The sequence below is a fragment of the Sulfitobacter sp. S223 genome (genome assembly GCF_025143825.1).
Classification (GTDB): Bacteria; Pseudomonadota; Alphaproteobacteria; order Rhodobacterales; family Rhodobacteraceae; genus Sulfitobacter.
Window position 1 is genome coordinate 2,244,182 of record NZ_CP083560.1, and the last position, 17,888, is coordinate 2,262,069.

17 protein-coding genes are annotated in these 17,888 nt (G+C 56.9%); 11 read left to right on the forward strand and 6 right to left on the reverse strand.

Annotated features, from left to right (window positions below):
• Positions 1-88: 88 nt before the first annotated feature.
• The 6 genes from K3757_RS10815 (at position 89) to K3757_RS10840 (ending at position 6,976) form a co-directional block, all read left to right on the forward strand.
• Entirely contained in the window at positions 89-1,453 is a 1,365-nt protein-coding gene (locus tag K3757_RS10815; RefSeq protein ID WP_259995499.1) for a substrate-binding protein, read from the forward strand.
• A 126-nt stretch (positions 1,454-1,579) separates the two neighbouring features.
• A complete protein-coding gene (locus tag K3757_RS10820) occupies positions 1,580-2,611 on the forward strand; it encodes a branched-chain amino acid ABC transporter permease (protein ID WP_259995500.1) in 1,032 nt (343 codons plus the stop codon).
• Positions 2,612-2,614: 3 nt separating this feature from the next.
• On the forward strand, positions 2,615-3,814 hold the full coding sequence (locus tag K3757_RS10825; RefSeq protein ID WP_259995501.1) for a branched-chain amino acid ABC transporter permease: 1,200 nt from the start codon (positions 2,615-2,617) through the stop codon (positions 3,812-3,814).
• A gap of 12 nt (positions 3,815-3,826) precedes the next feature.
• Positions 3,827-4,588 carry an ABC transporter ATP-binding protein gene (locus K3757_RS10830; protein ID WP_259995502.1) on the forward strand — a complete coding sequence of 254 codons (762 nt, stop codon included), beginning with the start codon at positions 3,827-3,829 and terminating at the stop codon, positions 4,586-4,588.
• A gap of 36 nt (positions 4,589-4,624) precedes the next feature.
• Positions 4,625-5,377: an ABC transporter ATP-binding protein gene (locus tag K3757_RS10835; protein ID WP_259995503.1), complete on the forward strand. Its 753-nt coding sequence runs from the start codon at positions 4,625-4,627 to the stop codon at positions 5,375-5,377.
• Between the two features lie 342 nt (positions 5,378-5,719).
• Positions 5,720-6,976, forward strand: a complete 1,257-nt coding sequence (locus K3757_RS10840; protein ID WP_259995504.1) for a calcium-binding protein — start codon at positions 5,720-5,722, stop codon at positions 6,974-6,976.
• 41 nt (positions 6,977-7,017) lie between these two features.
• On the opposite strand, the gene K3757_RS10845 is transcribed toward K3757_RS10840, so the two are convergent.
• Positions 7,018-8,496 (reverse strand): class I adenylate-forming enzyme family protein, encoded by a 1,479-nt coding sequence (locus K3757_RS10845; RefSeq protein WP_259995505.1) that lies wholly within the window; start codon positions 8,494-8,496, stop codon positions 7,018-7,020.
• A gap of 128 nt (positions 8,497-8,624) precedes the next feature.
• Between K3757_RS10845 and accB the strand changes: the two genes are divergently transcribed.
• Genes accB through aat form a run of 3 tightly spaced genes read left to right on the forward strand, consistent with a single transcriptional unit; the run spans position 8,625 to position 11,127 of the window.
• Positions 8,625-9,122, forward strand: a complete 498-nt coding sequence (accB, locus tag K3757_RS10850; RefSeq protein WP_259995506.1) for an acetyl-CoA carboxylase biotin carboxyl carrier protein — start codon at positions 8,625-8,627, stop codon at positions 9,120-9,122.
• Positions 9,123-9,133: 11 nt separating this feature from the next.
• Complete coding sequence (accC, locus tag K3757_RS10855; protein WP_259995507.1) at positions 9,134-10,486, forward strand: acetyl-CoA carboxylase biotin carboxylase subunit; 1,353 nt, start codon at positions 9,134-9,136, stop codon at positions 10,484-10,486.
• 5 nt (positions 10,487-10,491) lie between these two features.
• Positions 10,492-11,127, forward strand: coding sequence for a leucyl/phenylalanyl-tRNA--protein transferase (gene aat, locus K3757_RS10860; protein ID WP_259995508.1), 636 nt, complete (start codon positions 10,492-10,494; stop codon positions 11,125-11,127).
• On the opposite strand, the gene K3757_RS10865 is transcribed toward aat, so the two are convergent.
• From K3757_RS10865 to K3757_RS10885, 5 genes are all read right to left on the reverse strand, one after another.
• Positions 11,091-11,444 carry a DUF2155 domain-containing protein gene (locus tag K3757_RS10865; protein ID WP_259995509.1) on the reverse strand — a complete coding sequence of 118 codons (354 nt, stop codon included), beginning with the start codon at positions 11,442-11,444 and terminating at the stop codon, positions 11,091-11,093. The genes aat and K3757_RS10865 overlap by 37 nt on opposite strands.
• On the reverse strand, positions 11,444-11,827 hold the full coding sequence (locus tag K3757_RS10870) for an NADH:ubiquinone oxidoreductase subunit NDUFA12 (protein ID WP_259995511.1): 384 nt from the start codon (positions 11,825-11,827) through the stop codon (positions 11,444-11,446). Before K3757_RS10870 ends, K3757_RS10865 begins: the two co-directional genes overlap by 1 nt.
• A 63-nt stretch (positions 11,828-11,890) precedes the next feature.
• Positions 11,891-12,247 carry a RidA family protein gene (locus K3757_RS10875; protein ID WP_259995512.1) on the reverse strand — a complete coding sequence of 119 codons (357 nt, stop codon included), beginning with the start codon at positions 12,245-12,247 and terminating at the stop codon, positions 11,891-11,893.
• A gap of 67 nt (positions 12,248-12,314) precedes the next feature.
• A complete protein-coding gene (gene clpX / locus K3757_RS10880; RefSeq protein WP_259995513.1) occupies positions 12,315-13,580 on the reverse strand; it encodes an ATP-dependent Clp protease ATP-binding subunit ClpX in 1,266 nt (421 codons plus the stop codon).
• A 130-nt stretch (positions 13,581-13,710) separates the two neighbouring features.
• Positions 13,711-14,361, reverse strand: coding sequence for an ATP-dependent Clp protease proteolytic subunit (locus K3757_RS10885; RefSeq protein WP_259995514.1), 651 nt, complete (start codon positions 14,359-14,361; stop codon positions 13,711-13,713).
• 149 nt (positions 14,362-14,510) lie between these two features.
• Here K3757_RS10885 and K3757_RS10890 point away from each other — a divergent pair, with 149 nt between their 5' ends.
• Both K3757_RS10890 and K3757_RS10895 read left to right on the forward strand, forming a co-directional pair.
• Positions 14,511-15,698, forward strand: a complete 1,188-nt coding sequence (locus tag K3757_RS10890; protein WP_259995515.1) for an FAD-binding domain-containing protein — start codon at positions 14,511-14,513, stop codon at positions 15,696-15,698.
• Positions 15,699-15,815: 117 nt separating this feature from the next.
• Positions 15,816-17,846 (forward strand): PhoX family phosphatase, encoded by a 2,031-nt coding sequence (locus K3757_RS10895; RefSeq protein WP_259995516.1) that lies wholly within the window; start codon positions 15,816-15,818, stop codon positions 17,844-17,846.
• Positions 17,847-17,888 lie beyond the last annotated feature (42 nt).

The following is a 17,888-nucleotide window of genomic DNA, read 5'->3' on the forward strand; positions in this document are numbered from 1 at the left end:
CCGATACTGGATTTGCACGGTTAACGTGTCGGCACCAACACTCGGGAGAAGGTTGTGGTGCCAGTTTCAAAATTTTCGGGAGGACTTCATGTCAACTTTTAATCCGACACGTCGCGGTCTGATCAAAACCGGCGCATTCGCCGGTGCCGGTCTTGCACTGCCAACATATCTGCGTGCCGAAGCGCATGCCGGCTACACCAATGCCCCACAAGGCGACACTGTTACACTGGGCTTCAACGTTCCCCAGTCCGGTCCCTACGCGGATGAGGGCGCAGACGAGCTGCGCGCATTCGAACTGGCCGTTGAGCACCTGAACGGTGAAGGCGACGGCGGCATGCTGCAAACCTTCAGCTCCAAAGTGCTGGACGGTACAGGCATCATGGGCAAAAAGGTCCAGTTCGTAACAGGCGACACACAGACCAAGTCTGACGCCGCACGCGCTTCTGCCAAGTCGATGATCGAAAAAGACGGTGCCGTGATGATTTCCGGTGGCTCTTCCTCCGGTGTGGCTGTTGCTGTTCAGGCTCTGTGCCAGGAAGCCGGCATCATCTTTATGGCAGGTCTGACGCACGCCAACGACACAACGGGTAAAGACAAGCGGGCCAACGGCTTCCGCCACTTCTTTAACTCCTACATGTCCGGTGCGGCGCTCGCGCCTATCCTTGTCAACGAATATGGCGCGGATCGTAAAGCATACCACCTGACCGCCGACTACAACTGGGGTTATACCACAGAAGAAGCCGTGCGTTCCTCCACCGAGGCATTGGGCTGGGAAACCGTCAACGCTGTGAAAACACCGCTGACACAGACAGACTTCTCTGCCTACATCGCACCTGTTCTGCAGTCCGGCGCCGATGTTCTGGTTCTGAACCACTATGGCGGCAACATGGTCAACTCCCTGACCAACGCTGTTCAGTTCGGCCTGCGCGACAAGATGGTCAACGGCAAGAAGTTCGAAATCGTTGTGCCGCTCTACTCCGAGCTGATGGCCCGCGGTGCTGGTGCCAACATCAAAGGTATCGTCGGTTCGCAGAACTGGGACTGGTCGCTCGAAGACAAGCTGGGCGCGCGCTATGCAGGTACAAACGCCTTTGTTAAGTCGTTTGGTACAAAATACGGCTTCCCACCATCACAGGCGGCGCACACATGCTACGTGCAGACCCTGTTGTATGCGGATGCGGTTACACGCGGTAAATCCTTCAACCCATGCTCAGTCGCCGAAGCGCTTGCAGGGTTTGAATTTGACGGTTTGGGCAACGGCCCGACACTGTACCGTGCCGACGATCACCAGTGCTTCAAAGACGTTCTGGTCGTGAAGGGTAAAGAGAACCCGGATAACCAGTACGATCTGGTTGAAATCGTTGAAGTAACACCAACTGAGCAGGTTACATACGCGCCTGACCACCCACAGTTTGCTGGTGGCTCGCTCGGAACATGCAACCCGGGCGCATAATCGCCTGATTGCCGTGCAGGGCGGGCCACACGCCCGCCCTGCACCACCACACAGTTTCTAATTAACAGCCCGCAAATCCGCCAAACGCCCTTGGGCGCGCAGCATTCGTGACAGATGGGACGGACCATGGACGCAATTCTCCTTCAAATTCTCAACGGCCTAGACAAAGGATCCGCCTACGCGCTGATTGCTTTGGGCCTGACGTTGATTTTCGGCACGCTCGGGGTGGTCAACTTTGCCCACGGCGCGCTGTTCATGATCGGTGCTTTCTGCGCCGTGACCTTTACCAATCTGCTGACGCTGAGCCACATCGTTATTGATGAGACTCGCACGGACTTTCTGGGCAATCCGATGAAGGTCGAAGTACCTTATCTGTATGACCTGTTCGGGCAAGAAACAGGGGACGCGCTGATTGACTGGGCGGTGCCGCTGTCAATCCTCTTCGCCATTCCCGTGATGATCGCCATCGGCTTCATCATGGAGCGCGGGCTGATCAAACATTTCTACAAACGCCCCCACGCGGACCAGATCCTTGTGACCTTCGGTCTGGCCATCGTGATGGCAGAAATCATCAAGTACTACTACGGTGCCAACCCGATCCCGACACCCGCACCTGCGGCCTTCGCCGGATCGTTCGATTTTGGCGCGCTTCTGGGGTTTGATCCGAACACGATCATCTATCCTTACTGGCGCCTGATCTACTTCGGCTTTGCCGCCCTTGTGATCGGTGCTGTGTTCGCCTTCTTGCAATTCACGACCTTCGGAATGGTTGTCCGCGCCGGTATGGCCGACCGCGAAACCGTAGGTTTGCTGGGCATCAACATCGACAAACGCTTTACCATCATGTTCGGCATCGCTGCCGCGGTGGCAGGGCTTGCCGGTGTTATGTACGCGCCCATCAACTCACCTAACTATAACATGGGCATGGACTTTCTGGTGCTCAGCTTTGTTGTGGTGGTTGTCGGGGGCATGGGCTCTTTGCCCGGTGCGGTGCTCGCGGGTTTCCTGCTGGGTATCCTTGAGAGCTTTGCTTCGATGTCTGTGGTGCTGGATCTTATTCCGGGCATCAACCAGATCATCATCTATCTTGTTGCGATCATCATTTTGCTGACGCGTCCCCGTGGCCTGATGGGCCGCAAAGGCGTGATGGAGGACTAAACCATGCTCGGACTGACAAAACGCGATGCGGGGCTGCTGGTGATTGTTGCCATCCTCTGCCTCTTTGCTCCCTTCCTTCTAAACCCCTTCCCTGAAGGGTCTGCCATGGCGCAGTTCAACGCGGGCTATCCCGATTTGATGCAACGTCTGGTGATCTTTGGCATCTTTGCCATCGGATTTAACATTCTGTTCGGCCTGACAGGCTACCTCAGCTTTGGCCACGCGGCCTTTCTGGGTGTCGGTTCCTACGCCGCGATCTGGATGATGAAGCTGCTGACGATGAACATCATTCCGGCGATCTTCATCTCGGTTCTGGTGGCGGGCCTGTTCTCTCTGCTGGTTGGGTGGATTTCACTGCGCCGCTCGGGCATCTACTTCTCCATCCTGACGCTTGCCTTTGCTCAGATGTCTTATGCGCTGGCCTATTCGGTTCTGACACCGATCACCGGTGGTGAAACCGGCCTTCAGCCGAAGTTCTCTGACCCTCGCATCCTTGACGCGGTTCCTGCCGACGGCCGGACACCACAAGCCAATCTCTTCGGGCTTGATATGAAAGCCACCACCGAGTGGAACGTAGGCGACTGGGTATTCACCTTCAACGCAGGGTATTATGTGGCCGCGCTGATCATGTTGATCGCCTTCTATCTGTCGATCCGCATCTTCCGCTCTCCCTTTGGCATGATGCTGCGGGCTGTAAAGTCCAACCAGCAGCGGATGAACTACACCGGCCTGAACTCCAAGCCCTACACGCTTGCGGCCTTTGTGATCTCTGGCATGTATGCCGGTCTGGCGGGTGGCCTTCTGGTTGCTATGGACACGCAGGTTGGTGCAGAGCGCATGTTCTGGACTGCTTCCGGTGAGGTGGTGCTGATGACCATCCTTGGCGGTGCGGGTACGCTGATCGGTCCGGTCCTGGGTGCTGGTTTCATCAAATACATGGAAAACATCGTCTCCAAGATCAACAAAACTGTTCTGGAACAGTGGTTTGCCTTCCTTCCCGACGGGATCGAAGACCTGCTGATCACGCTGGTCTACCCTTTCGTGGGCAAGGGCTGGCACCTGACGCTGGGTCTGCTGTTCATGCTGGTTGTGATCTTCCTGCCCGGTGGTCTGGTCGAAGGTGGTCAGCGTATCGGCAAGCTATTTGGCCGCAAGAAAGCTGATCCGAACTCGCCTGACGGCAAAACCACACCTGCTGAATAAGGAGCGCATGACATGGGTATTCTCGAAGTCAAAAACGTCAACAAGCGCTTCGGCGGACTGCAAGCGCTGGGGAACGTGAACCTTAGCATTGCAGAAAACACCGTCCACGCGATCATCGGCCCCAACGGGGCTGGTAAATCCACCCTCCTGAACTGTCTGGTGGGCAAACTGATCCCGGACACCGGTTCTGTCATGTTCGACGGCCAATCGGTGCTGGGGCGCAAGCCCTACGAAATCAACCAGATGGGCATCTCTCGTGTGTTCCAGACGCCTGAAATCTTTGGCGACCTGAACGTGATGGAAAACATGTTGATCCCCTGCTTTGCCAAACGGGATGGCGCGTTCAGCATGCATGCCCTCGGCAGCATCGATTCCGAACAGGACGTGGTCGAAAAAGCCAAGAAGATGCTTGAAGACATGAACCTCTATGACAAACGCGACATGCATGCATCGTCCATGTCACGCGGTGACAAGCGCCGTCTTGAGATCGCGATGTGTCTAAGCCAGGAACCGCGCCTGCTGCTGCTGGATGAACCCACAGCCGGTATGGCCCGTGCCGACACCAACAACACCATCGACCTGCTCAAGCAGATCAAGGAAGAGCGCGACATCACCATCGCCATCATCGAGCATGACATGCATGTGGTGTTCTCCTTGGCCGAGCGGATCACAGTTCTGGCACAAGGCACGCCTCTGGTTGAAGACACGCCCGACAACATCAAGGGCCATCCAAAAGTGAAAGAAGCCTATCTCGGGGAGACGCAGGAAGTTTAAGCCACCTGCCCTGCCCGTATCCAAAGGACACATGACATGACCACTCAAACAACAAATATGAACGCCAACCACGCCGCTTCGGCACCCGCCTTTTTGTCGGTCTGGGATATCCACGCTTCCTACGGCGAAAGCTATATCGTCCAAGGCGTCAGCTTTAACGTGCATGAAGGCGAAATTCTTGCGCTTCTGGGCCGCAATGGCGCGGGCAAAACATCAACACTGCGTACGATTGCGCAGATTGGTGATCCGCAGTTGACCCATGGCGAAGTCTGGTTGGATCACCAACCGCTGCACAAGATGAAAAGCTATGAAGCATCGGCCGCCGGTCTGGCGCTGGTGCCCGAAGATCGCCGCATCATCGCGGGGCTGACCGTTGAGGAAAACCTCAAGCTGGCGCAAATCGCACCACCCGTTGGATGGTCATTGGAGCGCGTCTATGAGCTTTTTCCCCGCTTGGGTGAGCGTAAAAAGCAGGAAGGGACTACCCTTTCCGGCGGCGAGCAGCAAATGCTTGCCATCGCGCGTGCCCTTTGCCGCGACATCAAAGTGCTGCTGCTGGACGAACCCTACGAAGGTCTGGCCCCTGTTATCGTGGATGAAATCGAAAAGACGCTGTCGATCATCAAAGCGCAGGGCATCACAACCATTCTGGTAGAGCAGAACGCGGTGCGCGCCCTGAAGCTGGCCGACCGTGCTGTGATCCTCGATACCGGCGGAGTGGTGTTTGACGGCACCGCACAAGAGGTCCTCGAGAACGAAGCGCTGCGCGCAGAATACCTCGCGATCTAAAACAGATTGCCAAGTTCAGTTTGAACCTGAATTGGAATGAACCCGCTTTGGCGGGTTTTTTCTTGCCTGCCCGTTTGTGTGGCTCAAATATGGCACTGTCTCCGTTCAGTTGGCGTTCAAGGCCCCCCTGCTGTATCGGCCACAATGGGTTGGCGTGCAGAACAACGATTCGGAACTGCCGCCTACTGGAACAGACTGTTTTGTAGGCGAATTTCACGCATGCGGCTTGCTAGTCTTGGCCAGAGAGAGCCTTTGTTCGCGATGGTGAAACAAAGGCCGAATTATCTATGCCCCTGAAAGAATAAGGCGTAAATAAGGCACAGAAAATTCAGGGACATATACATGCCAATCTATTTCAGCGAAGACTCCAACAGATTTGAAGGCGAAAACCTTTATGGCGAAACGCTTGCGCGTTTTGACTTTTCCGTATTTGGCGGATTGATCACCAACAGCGGAACAATCGCTGGTCCGGTCACAGCCAAAACCGCTGACTGGATCGAAATCTACAACACTTTGGACGGTACCATCTCCAAAGCGTCCGGCAGCCCTTATGCGATTGAACTGCTGGGTGCTGGCGGCAAAAATTTCTACAACGATGGTCTGATTACCGGTGGTGTTCGCTTTGGAACGGGATGGGATTCGTTTTTCAACAGCGGGTTCGTTCAGGGCCAGATCAACCTTGGTAGTGGCGACGACCAGTTGGTCAACCAAATCATCCCAGGCATTGATGGCGGTGTCACGATCGGCACCATCACGGGTGGTGTCTTCATGGGAGCGGGCAAAGACACCGTTGTTAACACTGGCATTATGGCGAATGTTTCGCTGGGTGCCGGGGAAGACGAATATCGGGCGTCTCTGAGTGATTTCAGGGAGTTCCCTGCAACCGCTGACGGGATTGCTGATGCGGTTTTTGGTCAGGGCGGCAACGACCTGCTGATCGGCGGCAGGAATGCTGACAAATTTTTCGGCGGCACGGATGACGACCAATTGAACGGTTACGGTGGCAACGACCAACTTTTCGGCCAAGCTGGCAATGACACGCTCTTTGCAGGCGACGGAAACGACAAGGTCAACGGCGGCGGCGGAGACGATTTCATTGATGGCGGCAATAACAACGACAACCTGTCCGGCGCTGCGGGCAACGATACGATTTTTGCCGGAACTGGAAATGACAAGGTCAACGGCGGCAACGATGACGACATCATCCATGGTTACGCAGGCAATGACCAATTAAACGGCGGCAGCGGCAACGATACTATCCTGGGCGGTCTCGGGCGCGATACGATGACCGGCGGCGCTGGCGCGGACGAATTTGTCTTTGCTGCAAACTCAGGCAAAGACGTGATCCGCGATCTGGGCGCAGGCGATACGATCACCATCGATCTTCCACTGGATGTTTTCGACGGGTTCACGCAAATCATGTCACACACGACCTTCACAGGCCCACATGCGGTGATTGATCTGAGCGGCTTGTTCAATGAAGTTAGCGAAGCTCCATTCATCTATCACGGGTCCGAACTGACGCTTCTGAACGTCGGCTTTGCTGACCTGAGCCCCTTCACATTCGGTCTGCTTCCCGACATTCTAATAGTCGGATGATCAAAGTTTGCCCGGCCCGTTCATCGGGCCGGGCAACTGCGCTACAGCTGCGCGCGCAGGGCCGTCTTCAGAACTTTACCGTAGTTGTTTTTCGGCAGCTCAAGCAGCCTTATATAGCGTTTCGGCCGTTTGAACCGGGCAATATTTTCAAGACACAGCGCATCAAGCTCCGCCTCGGTGGCAGTGCCGACCACAAAGGCGACTACCTCTTCTCCCCAATCCGGGTGCTGTGCGCCCACGATAGACGCTTCGCTGATGTGCGGATGGCGCAGCAAAACCTCTTCAACCTCGCGCGGGTAGACGTTTGACCCACCCGTGATGATCACATCCTTTGACCGGTCTTGCAGCGTCAGATACCCCGTTTCATCCAAATGGCCGATGTCACCCGTCATCAACCACCCCTTTTGTAACGTTTTGGCGCTCGCTTCGGGATTGTTCCAATAGCCCGGCATTACAGGCGCACCGCGCACCATGATTTCTCCCGACTGGCCTGCTGGCAAAGGCGCACCCTGGGCATCCCCTATCTGCACCTCGACCACCGATTGCGCCCGCCCGACAGAGCCAAGACGCGCACGCCAGTCAGGATGGCTCCGATCCGCCACATCCGCACGCGATAGGGCAGTAATGGCCATGGGGCATTCCCCTTGCCCATATATTTGCACAAAGACCGGACCGAAATGATCCACCGCTGCGATGATGTCGGCGGTATACATCGGCCCGCCCGCATAAACGATCGTGCGCAGCCCCTCCCCCCCGCGCTTGGCCGCAATCGCCCCATCGGTCAGCCGTTTCACCATCGTCGGGGCCGCAAACATGTGGCAGTCGCCAAACTCTGACGCCAGATCAAGTATCTCTTCGGCCTCGAAACCGCCCGACATCGGGATCACGTGCCGCGCGCCAGCCTGAACGTGCAAAAAGTTATAGAGACCAGCCCCATGGCTTAGCGGTGCTGCATAGTTCGCTGCATCCTGCGCGCTGACCTTGTCCACATCCATGCCATAGCTCAGCGACATCGCCATGAGCATGCCGTGGGTGATCATCACCCCCTTTGGCGTGCCAGTGGTGCCCGAGGTATAGAACAGCCACGCGAGATCCTCCGCTGCACGCGATGCGACCGGCACACTGCCTTTCCCTAAAAGCGATCGTGGCGCGGTACAGGGGCATGGCGTGTCGGCAGATTTCAATTTCTCGTGATGCGCATGGTCGGTCAGGCAAAGAGTTGCCCCGCTGTCGTGCAAGATATAGGCAGCCTCCCGACCGTGCAGCTTTGCGTTGATCGGGACAGCCACAGCGCCAGCATACATAATGCCATAAATCCCCAGCAGCCAATCCGGATGGTTGTCCATAAATATACCGATACGGTCACCCTCACGGACACCGCCTGCCAGTAGCCCTGCGGCGATGCAGCCCGCACTTTGGTGAAACATGCCGTAATCGCACACAGCACTTTCACCGTGAAACAGCGCCTGTCGCGCGGGATGTGCCGCCGCCGTACGAGCCAGCCAGTTTGCAATGTTCATTTTCAAGCTCCCGTTGCGCGCTTCACGAAGGGTAAAGTCGCGCCTTTCAATGCGTCTGTCCATGCCATATAAGCGCCTGCAAAGGGTGCGCCGGACGCACCACCCCTTCGCAACGGTCGAGGAACCATATGACAAAAAATACACATGATGCCGATGTCGCTTTTATCCGCGCTTTGGCAGAGCTGCTGAACGACAACGACCTGACAGAGCTTCAGGTAAAGCGTGATTATGCCGAGGATGACAGCCTGAATGTGCGCGTCTCCCGCAAGCCGCCCCAGCAGATTATGGCACAACAGCCGATGCAGGCAGCGCCTGCGCCAATGGCCTCTCCTGCGCCTGCCGCTCTTGCTGCGCCGGATGCTCCTGCAGGCAATGATGATCCTTCATCTGATCCGGGCGCGGTCTCTTCTCCTATGGTTGGTACCGTCTACACCGCACCAGAACCCGGTGCCCCTGCGTTTATCGCGGTAGGCAAACAAGTGGCCGAAGGTGACACCCTGTTGATTGTGGAAGCCATGAAAACCATGAACCACATCCCTGCGCCGCGCGCGGGCACCATCAAACGCATTCTGGTCGAAGACGGTGCTGCCGTCGAATTTGGTTCACCGCTTGTGATCCTCGAATAAGGGGACCCGACATGTTCAACAAAATCCTTGTCGCCAACCGCGGTGAGATTGCTTTGCGCGTCATCCGTGCCGCGCGCGAAATGGGCATTGCTTCGGTGGCGGTTCATTCCACTGCCGACAGTGACGCCATGCACGTGCGCATGGCCGATGAAAGCGTCTGCATCGGCCCACCGTCATCGCAGCAATCCTACCTGTCGATTCCCGCAATCATCGCAGCCTGTGAGATCACAGGCGCCGAAGCCATCCACCCCGGCTACGGCTTCCTATCGGAAAACGCGGGCTTTGTGCAGATCATCGAAGACCACGGCCTGACGTTTATCGGCCCGACAGCCGAACACATCCGTATCATGGGTGATAAGATCACCGCCAAAGATACGATGAAAGCGCTCGGCGTGCCTTGCGTGCCCGGCTCTGACGGTGGTGTGGCATCGCTAGAGGATGCCAAGCGCATCGGCGAAGAAATCGGCTATCCCGTGATCATCAAAGCCACGGCAGGTGGTGGCGGTAAGGGCATGAAAGTCGCCCAATCCGCGAAAGACATGGAAAAAGCCTACCAGACAGCGCGGGCCGAGGGGAAATCGAACTTCGGCAACGACGAAGTCTACATCGAGAAATACCTGACCACGCCACGCCACATCGAAATTCAGGTGTTTGGAGACGGCAAAGGCAAGGCAGTCCATTTGGGCGAACGCGATTGTTCGCTCCAGCGGCGCCACCAGAAGGTGTTCGAGGAGGCGCCCGGCCCTTCCATCAGCCCCGAAGAGCGCGCGCGCATCGGTAAGGTCTGCGCGGATGCGGTGGCCAACATCAACTACATCGGTGCCGGCACGATCGAGTTCCTCTATGAAAACGGCGAATTCTACTTCATCGAAATGAACACCCGTCTTCAGGTGGAACACCCCGTGACCGAAGCCATCTTTGGTGTCGATCTGGTGCGCGAGCAGATTCGCGTCGCCTCCGGTCTGCCGATGTCATGGGAACAGGACGATCTGCAAATCAATGGTCACGCCATCGAAGTGCGCATCAACGCGGAAAAACTGCCGAACTTTGCGCCATGCCCTGGCAAGATTACGCAATACCACGCCCCCGGCGGCTTGGGCGTTCGGATGGATAGCGCGCTCTATGACGGCTACAAAATCCCGCCCTATTACGACAGCCTGATTGGCAAGCTCATCGTGCATGGCCGCGACCGACCAGAGGCGCTTGCCCGTCTCAACCGCGCATTGGGTGAACTGATCGTGGACGGTGTGGACACAACCGTGCCGCTGTTCCACGCGCTGCTTCAAGAGGCTGACATCCACTCTGGCGGATATAACATCCACTGGCTGGAACACTGGCTGGAAACAAACCTCGGGGATGCCTGAGACTCATGGGGAAGCTGACACCGGAGCTTTTGCTGCACGGCTATAGCGTCGGCATCTTCCCCATGAGCGAAAGCCGCGACGATCCAGAGATATTCTGGGTAGATCCGCAGCGTCGCGGCATTCTGCCGCTGGACGGATTCCATATTTCACGCTCTCTTGCGCGCGCCATGCGCCGCAACACATGGACAATCACCACTGACCATGACTTTCGCGGCGTGCTGGACGGCTGTGCAGACCGCCCTGATACCTGGATCAACGCAGAAATCCGCGCGCTTTACATCGCGCTGCATGAGCGTGGGCAGGCCCATTCGTTAGAAGTATGGGAGGATGGAACGCTGGTCGGCGGTGTCTATGGCGTGGTGCTGGGGTCCGCATTCTTTGGGGAAAGCATGTTTTCGCGTCGAACCAACGCGTCAAAAATCGCCCTCGCCTGTCTGGTGGATCGATTGCGTCAGGGCGGATTTACCCTGTTTGACACCCAATTCATCACGGATCACCTTGCCTCATTGGGCGCGGTCGAGATCAGTCGTGCACAGTATCTTGCCCATCTCGCAGATGCGAAAGAGCGCAGCGCATCATTTTCATTAGCGGCTGATGCCAGCCCTCAGGACGTGATGCAGCGCATGACCCAGATATCATAACGCTGATGTTCCATCGCGTTCAACGCCGGGGCTGACGCGATCATCCAGCCTGAAAACACAGTGCCAGCACGGCCGGTTTCAGACACTTCCATTTCTGCGTAAGCATCGCCAGAGGGGTTACCCTGCGGATAGCGACATTCGTTCAGAACGATTTTGAGCAGACCGATGCTGGCAATCTGACCATTGGGAACGGAAAGGTCAATCGTCGTACCGGACGTCTTGTCCAAAGCGCGCAGGACTGCACCTTGGCCATCGCTGGTCGGCTCCGCCGTTGCCGCACCAGCGCAGAGAGCCAGCAGAAATGCCAGTTTGCGCATCACTCGGGGCTCCACGCCTCATAGTCGCCTCGGTCAGCAGGATGTTCGCGTCGAATGGACCCGCTGGGCGCATAGGCCAGCATGGTGCCAGTCAGGTTCTCCTGATGCGGCTTTTCCCAGTCTTTGTGGACCAATGGCTTATCCGTGGGCAACTCATCCCAGGTCCGGTGCAGCCAGCCGTGCCAGTCGGGGTTTACCCGGCTCGCCTCGACCTCACCGTTGAAGATAACCCAGCGTTTGCTGTCATCGCTGTTGCGGTAATAGATGTTACCCTGAGCGTCTTCGCCAACCTTCTCACCCTTGCGCCAGGTGAAAAGCTGTGTGTTAAGCGTTTGCCCGTTCCACCATGTAAATGCTTTGAGCAGGTTGCTGATCAGTCCCATGGATACGTCCCTTGTGCAGTTGTTCCTGATATGGCGTATCAGGCAGAAAAGGTCTAGGGGGAGTTATACCGCTGCCAGCGCCGTAACTTCGATTTCGATCCGGTATTTGGGGTCAATCAAACCACATTCGATCATTGTAGCCGCAGGCGGGTTGGCACCGAATGTCTCCGCAAGGATCGGCCAGCATGGCTCGAACTCCGAGCGGTCAGGCAGCATGTAGGTAACGCGCACGACTTGCGCCATGCTGGAACCAGCCTGTTCCAGCGCATCGCTGATGATGCGCAGTGCATCACGGCATTGGGCCACAACATCATCACCCTGCCCGACCGTACCGGCCACGTGCACAAAACCACCCGCAACAACAGCACGACAATACCCGAGCTTTGCTTCGAATTCACCGCCAGAAGAAATACGTTTCATATCAGTCCTTTTCACGCAAAAAGGCAGACCAGAGGCCTGCCTTTTCATACATGGCTACACGCGCAGATCAGCCTGCTGTTGCCGGTTCTTTTTCCGCTTCGGCATGGATCATCAGCGGCTTCGCATCAGAATTAACAGCCTCTTCGTTTACAACAACTTCGGTGACGCTATCCAGACCGGGCAGCTCGAACATGGTGTCAAGCAGGATGTCCTCAAGGATGGAGCGCAGACCACGTGCACCTGTCTTGCGCTGGATCGCCCGCTTGGCGATGGCGTTGAGCGCATCATCTGTGAAGGTCAGCTGTGTATCCTCAAGCTCGAAAAGGCGCTGGTACTGTTTAACCAGTGCGTTTTTCGGCTGCGTCAGGATCGTGACCAATGCGTCCTCATCCAGATCTTCCAGCGTTGCCAGAACCGGCAGACGACCGACAAATTCCGGTATCAAACCGAATTTCAACAGGTCTTCGGGCTCGAGTTCGGTAAATATCTCACCAACGCCGCGCGCATCATTGTCCCGCACATCGGCACCAAAGCCCATTGCAGAGCCTTTGCCACGTGCTGCAATGATCTTATCCAGACCGGCGAAAGCGCCGCCACAGATAAACAGGATGTTGGTGGTATCCACTTGCAGGAATTCCTGCTGCGGATGCTTGCGCCCGCCCTGCGGCGGAACACTTGCCACGGTGCCTTCCATGAGCTTCAGCAGCGCCTGCTGCACGCCCTCACCCGATACGTCGCGGGTGATGGAGGGGTTCTCCGATTTACGCGTAATTTTATCAACTTCGTCGATATAGACGATCCCGCGCTGCGCACGCTCGACGTTGTATTCAGAGCTTTGCAGCAATTTCAGAATGATATTCTCAACATCTTCACCCACATAACCTGCTTCGGTCAGCGTGGTCGCATCAGCCATTGTGAAAGGAACATCCAAAATCCGCGCCAGCGTCTGCGCCAGCAACGTCTTACCGCACCCCGTTGGGCCGATCAGTAGAATGTTGGATTTCGCCAGTTCGATATCGCCGCCCTTCTGGGCGTGATTGAGGCGTTTATAGTGGTTGTGCACAGCAACTGACAGAACCCGCTTCGCGGTTGCCTGACCGATGACGTAATCATCCAGCACGCCACAGATGTCCTTGGGCGTCGGGACACCATCTGTAGCCTTGAGGCCGGAAGCCTTTGTTTCTTCACGGATAATATCCATGCACAGCTCTACACACTCGTCGCAGATGAACACGGTTGGCCCGGCAATGAGTTTTCTCACCTCATGCTGGCTCTTGCCGCAGAAGCTGCAATAGAGTGTATTTTTGCTGTCGCCACTGGTTGAATTGGCCATGTGAGCCCTTTCAGGTCTAAAGCTTGGATATGCGCACCGGAATTCGGCGGCACGAAACGAATTGCGTCTAACTCTAAGTCACACACTCCGGTCCTGCAATCGCGAAAACCGGAGTGCGCGGCGATGTGTCTTACTTACCCTTCTTGGGCTTTTTGGCATCGGGCTCTTCGGATTTGCCGCGATTTTCGACGATCTCGTCGATGTGGCCCCACTCCTTTGCTTCTTCTGGGGTCATCCATTTGTCACGGTCCAGCGCGGTGCGCACGGTTTCGTAATCTTGGCCAGAGTGCTTGATATACAGCTGGTACATGCGTTCACGGGTCTGTTCGATGTGACGCGCAGAGATCAGGATATCTTCTGCAACCCCTTGGGAGCCACCGGACGGCTGGTGGATCATCACTTCGGAGTTTGGCAGTGCGAAACGCAGACCTTTTTCGCCACCAATCGCGATTACGGAGCCCATGGACGCCGCCATACCGCAGATCAGTGTCGATACTTTGGGCCGGATGTACTGCATGGTATCATAGATCGACAGACCCGCTGACACCTCGCCCCCAGGCGAATTGATGTACATGCTGATTTCTTTTGTGGGGTTCTCTGCCTCAAGGTGCAGCAGCTGTGCGACGATAAGGTGGCTCATTCCGCTGTGGATCGGACCGTTGATAAACACAATCCGCTCTTTCAACAGGCGCGAGAAGATATCATAGGCGCGCTCGCCACGGCTGGTCTGTTCTACCACCATAGGTACGAGGTTCATGTAGGTCTCTGCGGGATGCTGCATATGCTCTGCCTTCGATTGGAGTTGAACGGGACCATACCCGCCCAAGCGTTTACACAAGATTAGTCGCCGTGGGGGGGAGCTTCAAGGGGGGCTGACGCCCGATCAACCCTCGTATTGATCAACCCTGCCTCTGCGCTAGATATCCGACCATGAACAAGACGCCTTTTCCCTTCCCGCCCAGCGCCGCCGCTGCCCATTCCCGGCTGGCAGACTTTGCGCCAAACGCTGGCCTACAATACGCCCGCAAGCGCAACTATGACTTGGGCGCGGGTGCGCATAGCCATGTTTCCTGCCTTTCGCCCTACTTGCGCATGAAAGTGCTGGACGAAGCCGATGTGTCCCGCGCGATATTGGCAAATACGGACGCCCAAGAGGCGGAAAAATTTTTGATGGAGGTCTGGTGGCGGACCTATTGGAAAGGCTGGATGGAACAGCGCCCCGCCGTCTGGACCTCTACCCGCGATGATCTGACACGCCTGCACAATGAGGTTCAGACACAAAGCGGGCTACGCCAACGCTGGGAGGCCGCATGTCTGGGGCAAACCGGGATTGACCCGTTTGATCATTGGGCACAGGAACTGGCGGCAACCGGATACCTGCACAATCATGCACGTATGTGGTTTGCGTCGATCTGGATTTTCACGCTAGGTTTGCCTTGGCAGCTTGGGGCTGATTTCTTTCTCCGGAATCTTCTGGACGGCGATGTGGCGGTCAATACGCTGAGTTGGCGCTGGGTCGCAGGCATCCAGACACAGGGCAAAGCCTATCGTGCCGATCCGGACAATATAGAGAAATTTACAAACGGGCGCTTTGTCGGTGTTGGGGGGCTGGCTGAAAATGTGGTGCCGTTGCCCGCGCATCCCACCCCTGAGCGGCAAACCCTTCGCGCCCTCGCCCCTTATGATGCCAAACCAGATGACCGCATCGGGCTATTGCTCCATTCTGACGATTTGATTGCGCCATTGGCAGAACAGGGCATCATCCCCGTCAGCACCGCCTATCTGGACGGCACTGCAGGACAAAGCCCTTGGCATATGTCCCCCATAGTTCAACAGTTCAGGACAGCCTTGATGCACGATGTCGCACCAGACGCCCAAATTCTGGGCAGCGCAGGCGCCTTGGCTGATTGGGCCACTGAGCATCAGCTGGACCATATTGTGACGCCCTATGCGCCTGTTGGCAGTCTGCGAGGTGCTTTAGCCAATGCCCGCCTGCCCGTCCCGATATTTGAGGTCCGGCGCAGAATTGATAGCACCGCATGGCCCCTGGCCAGGGCTGGCTTTTTCAAGTTCCGTCGGCATATTCCCGATCTGCTGGATCAATTCGCGCGGACCTGAGAACTGTTCTCGTTGTCGTTTATGACGCTTCCGTCATGATAGCGTAACCGTGGTGTCACACGCCTGTGACGGAATCAGCGCAAAAGGCATCCAACCTATTAGCGATCGGAGCAAGCCATGACACGCAGAGATATCATCAACGACCCGTCCATCGGCAACAAGGCGGAAGCCTACGAGGCATTTGATGACATTCCGACAAACCCGAACCTGAGCAGCACCATCGGCGAGGTCGTGGCAGCGCGCTATTCACGCCGTGATATGTTCAAGGGTGCGCTGGCGGTGACAACAACGACCGCGTTGTTCGGCACTTCTGCGATGATCGCGCCAAAACAGGCTGCGGCCGCTGGCACCTCGCGGTATAACTTCACCGAGCTGGAGTGGGGCAATGACACGATGCACCACGTCGCCGAAGGCTATGACGCCGAGATCCTGCTGCGCTGGGGCGATCCGATCACCGCTGAAGCGCCAGAATTCGACGTCATGAACCAGACGGCGGCTGCCCAGCTTCAGCAGTTCGGATATAACAACGATTACGTCGGCTTCACCGCTCTGAACGAGGCTGGCACACGCGGGCTGCTGTGTGTGAACCACGAATACACCAACGAAGAAGTCATGTTCCCCGGTCTGGGCCGTCAGGACCGCGACGGCTTTAGGGGCATGACACCAGAGCTGATCGACATTGAAATGGCCGCCCACGGCGGTACTGTGGTCGAGATCGAAAAAGAGACAACAGGCGAATGGCGCGTTGAGCGTAACGGCAAATACAACCGCCGCATCACACCGCTGAATACCCAAATGACCATCTCTGGTCCCGCTGCCGGTCACGCCCGCATGAAGACGAATGCCGATCCCGAAGGCATGACGGTCATCGGCACGCTGAACAACTGCGCAGGCGGTATGACCCCATGGGGCACGTACCTCATGGCCGAAGAGAACTTCCACGGCTATTTCTGGACGTCCAAGCTGGATGGTGACGGCAAACCTGACCTGAGCACCCTGCCCGCCGATGAGGCCAAGCGCCACAACCGCTATGGCGTGCCGGGCATGTGGTATGCTTGGGGCACCACCCATGATCGCTTTGACATCGACAAAGAACCGAACGAACCAAACCGCTATGGCTGGATCGTCGAAGTTGACCCGCGCAATCCTGATGCCATGCCCGTTAAGCATACCGCTCTTGGCCGCTTCCGCCATGAGGGGTGTGAGACGACCCAAGCCGCCGATGGCCGCCTTGTGGTCTATTCGGGCGACGACAACCGTTTTGATTATCAGTACAAATATGTCTCCAACGGCACAGTCTCTGAGGATATGGCAGCCAATTCAAAACTGCTGAGTGATGGCACCCTGTTTGTCGCACGCTTTGACGAGGACGGCACGATTGTCTGGCTGCCACTGGTCCACGGCACAGGCCCTCTGACCGCCGAAAACGGGTTCAATGACCAGGGCGATGTCATGATCGACACGCGCCTTGCTGCCGACCTGCTGGGTGCCACCCCTATGGATCGCCCCGAAGACGCACAGCCCCGCGGTGACGGCTCTGTCTATCTGATGCTGACCAACAACTCCAAGCGCAAGCCGGACGCGGTGGATGCGGCCAACCCGCGCCCCGAAAGCTCCTTTGGTCATATCATCGAGATCAAGGAAGACGGTGGCGACCACGGCGCGCCGAAAGGTACTTGGTCGATCCTTGTGAAATGCGGCGACCCTTCGGTTGCCGAAGTCGGCGCACTGTGGAACCCCGAGACATCGCAGAACGGATGGTTCGGGTCCCCTGACAATGCAGCGATCGATGCGGACGGGCGGCTTTGGGTGTCCACCGATCAGGGCGGCAACTGGGGCAAGACCGGCAAATCCGACGGGCTTTATGCGGTGGAGACAGAAGGCGAAGCGCGCGGCACGTCCAAGCTGTTCTTCCGCTGCCCCGTGGGCGGTGAGATGTGCGGCCCCTACTTCACCGATGATCAGGAAACGCTGTTTGTTGCGGTGCAGCACCCCGGCACCGATGGCACCAAGGATCTGGTTGGCTTCGAGCGCGACTCAACCTTTGAGGATCCGGCAACACGCTGGCCTGATTTCGACCCTGCGATGCCACCACGACCTGCCGTGGTTGTTGTCACAAAGCAGGGCGGCGGCAAAATCGCAGTATAACCCCCTATTTTCAAGAGATATTTTAGCACAGCTTTGGCCCCG

What these genes read in the sequence shown, in the direction of transcription:
- K3757_RS10815 (WP_259995499.1), top strand. Translation starts at nt 89, where the DNA reads ATGTCAACTTTTAATCCGACACGTCGCGGTCTGATCAAAACCGGCGCA.
- K3757_RS10820 (WP_259995500.1), top strand. Translation starts at nt 1,580, where the DNA reads ATGGACGCAATTCTCCTTCAAATTCTCAACGGCCTAGACAAAGGATCC.
- K3757_RS10825 (WP_259995501.1), top strand. Translation starts at nt 2,615, where the DNA reads ATGCTCGGACTGACAAAACGCGATGCGGGGCTGCTGGTGATTGTTGCC.
- K3757_RS10830 (WP_259995502.1), top strand. Translation starts at nt 3,827, where the DNA reads ATGGGTATTCTCGAAGTCAAAAACGTCAACAAGCGCTTCGGCGGACTG.
- K3757_RS10835 (WP_259995503.1), top strand. Translation starts at nt 4,625, where the DNA reads ATGACCACTCAAACAACAAATATGAACGCCAACCACGCCGCTTCGGCA.
- K3757_RS10840 (WP_259995504.1), top strand. Translation starts at nt 5,720, where the DNA reads ATGCCAATCTATTTCAGCGAAGACTCCAACAGATTTGAAGGCGAAAAC.
- K3757_RS10845 (WP_259995505.1), bottom strand. Translation starts at nt 8,496, where the DNA reads ATGAACATTGCAAACTGGCTGGCTCGTACGGCGGCGGCACATCCCGCG.
- accB (WP_259995506.1), top strand. Translation starts at nt 8,625, where the DNA reads ATGACAAAAAATACACATGATGCCGATGTCGCTTTTATCCGCGCTTTG.
- accC (WP_259995507.1), top strand. Translation starts at nt 9,134, where the DNA reads ATGTTCAACAAAATCCTTGTCGCCAACCGCGGTGAGATTGCTTTGCGC.
- aat (WP_259995508.1), top strand. Translation starts at nt 10,492, where the DNA reads ATGGGGAAGCTGACACCGGAGCTTTTGCTGCACGGCTATAGCGTCGGC.
- K3757_RS10865 (WP_259995509.1), bottom strand. Translation starts at nt 11,444, where the DNA reads ATGCGCAAACTGGCATTTCTGCTGGCTCTCTGCGCTGGTGCGGCAACG.
- K3757_RS10870 (WP_259995511.1), bottom strand. Translation starts at nt 11,827, where the DNA reads ATGGGACTGATCAGCAACCTGCTCAAAGCATTTACATGGTGGAACGGG.
- K3757_RS10875 (WP_259995512.1), bottom strand. Translation starts at nt 12,247, where the DNA reads ATGAAACGTATTTCTTCTGGCGGTGAATTCGAAGCAAAGCTCGGGTAT.
- clpX (WP_259995513.1), bottom strand. Translation starts at nt 13,580, where the DNA reads ATGGCCAATTCAACCAGTGGCGACAGCAAAAATACACTCTATTGCAGC.
- K3757_RS10885 (WP_259995514.1), bottom strand. Translation starts at nt 14,361, where the DNA reads ATGCAGCATCCCGCAGAGACCTACATGAACCTCGTACCTATGGTGGTA.
- K3757_RS10890 (WP_259995515.1), top strand. Translation starts at nt 14,511, where the DNA reads ATGAACAAGACGCCTTTTCCCTTCCCGCCCAGCGCCGCCGCTGCCCAT.
- K3757_RS10895 (WP_259995516.1), top strand. Translation starts at nt 15,816, where the DNA reads ATGACACGCAGAGATATCATCAACGACCCGTCCATCGGCAACAAGGCG.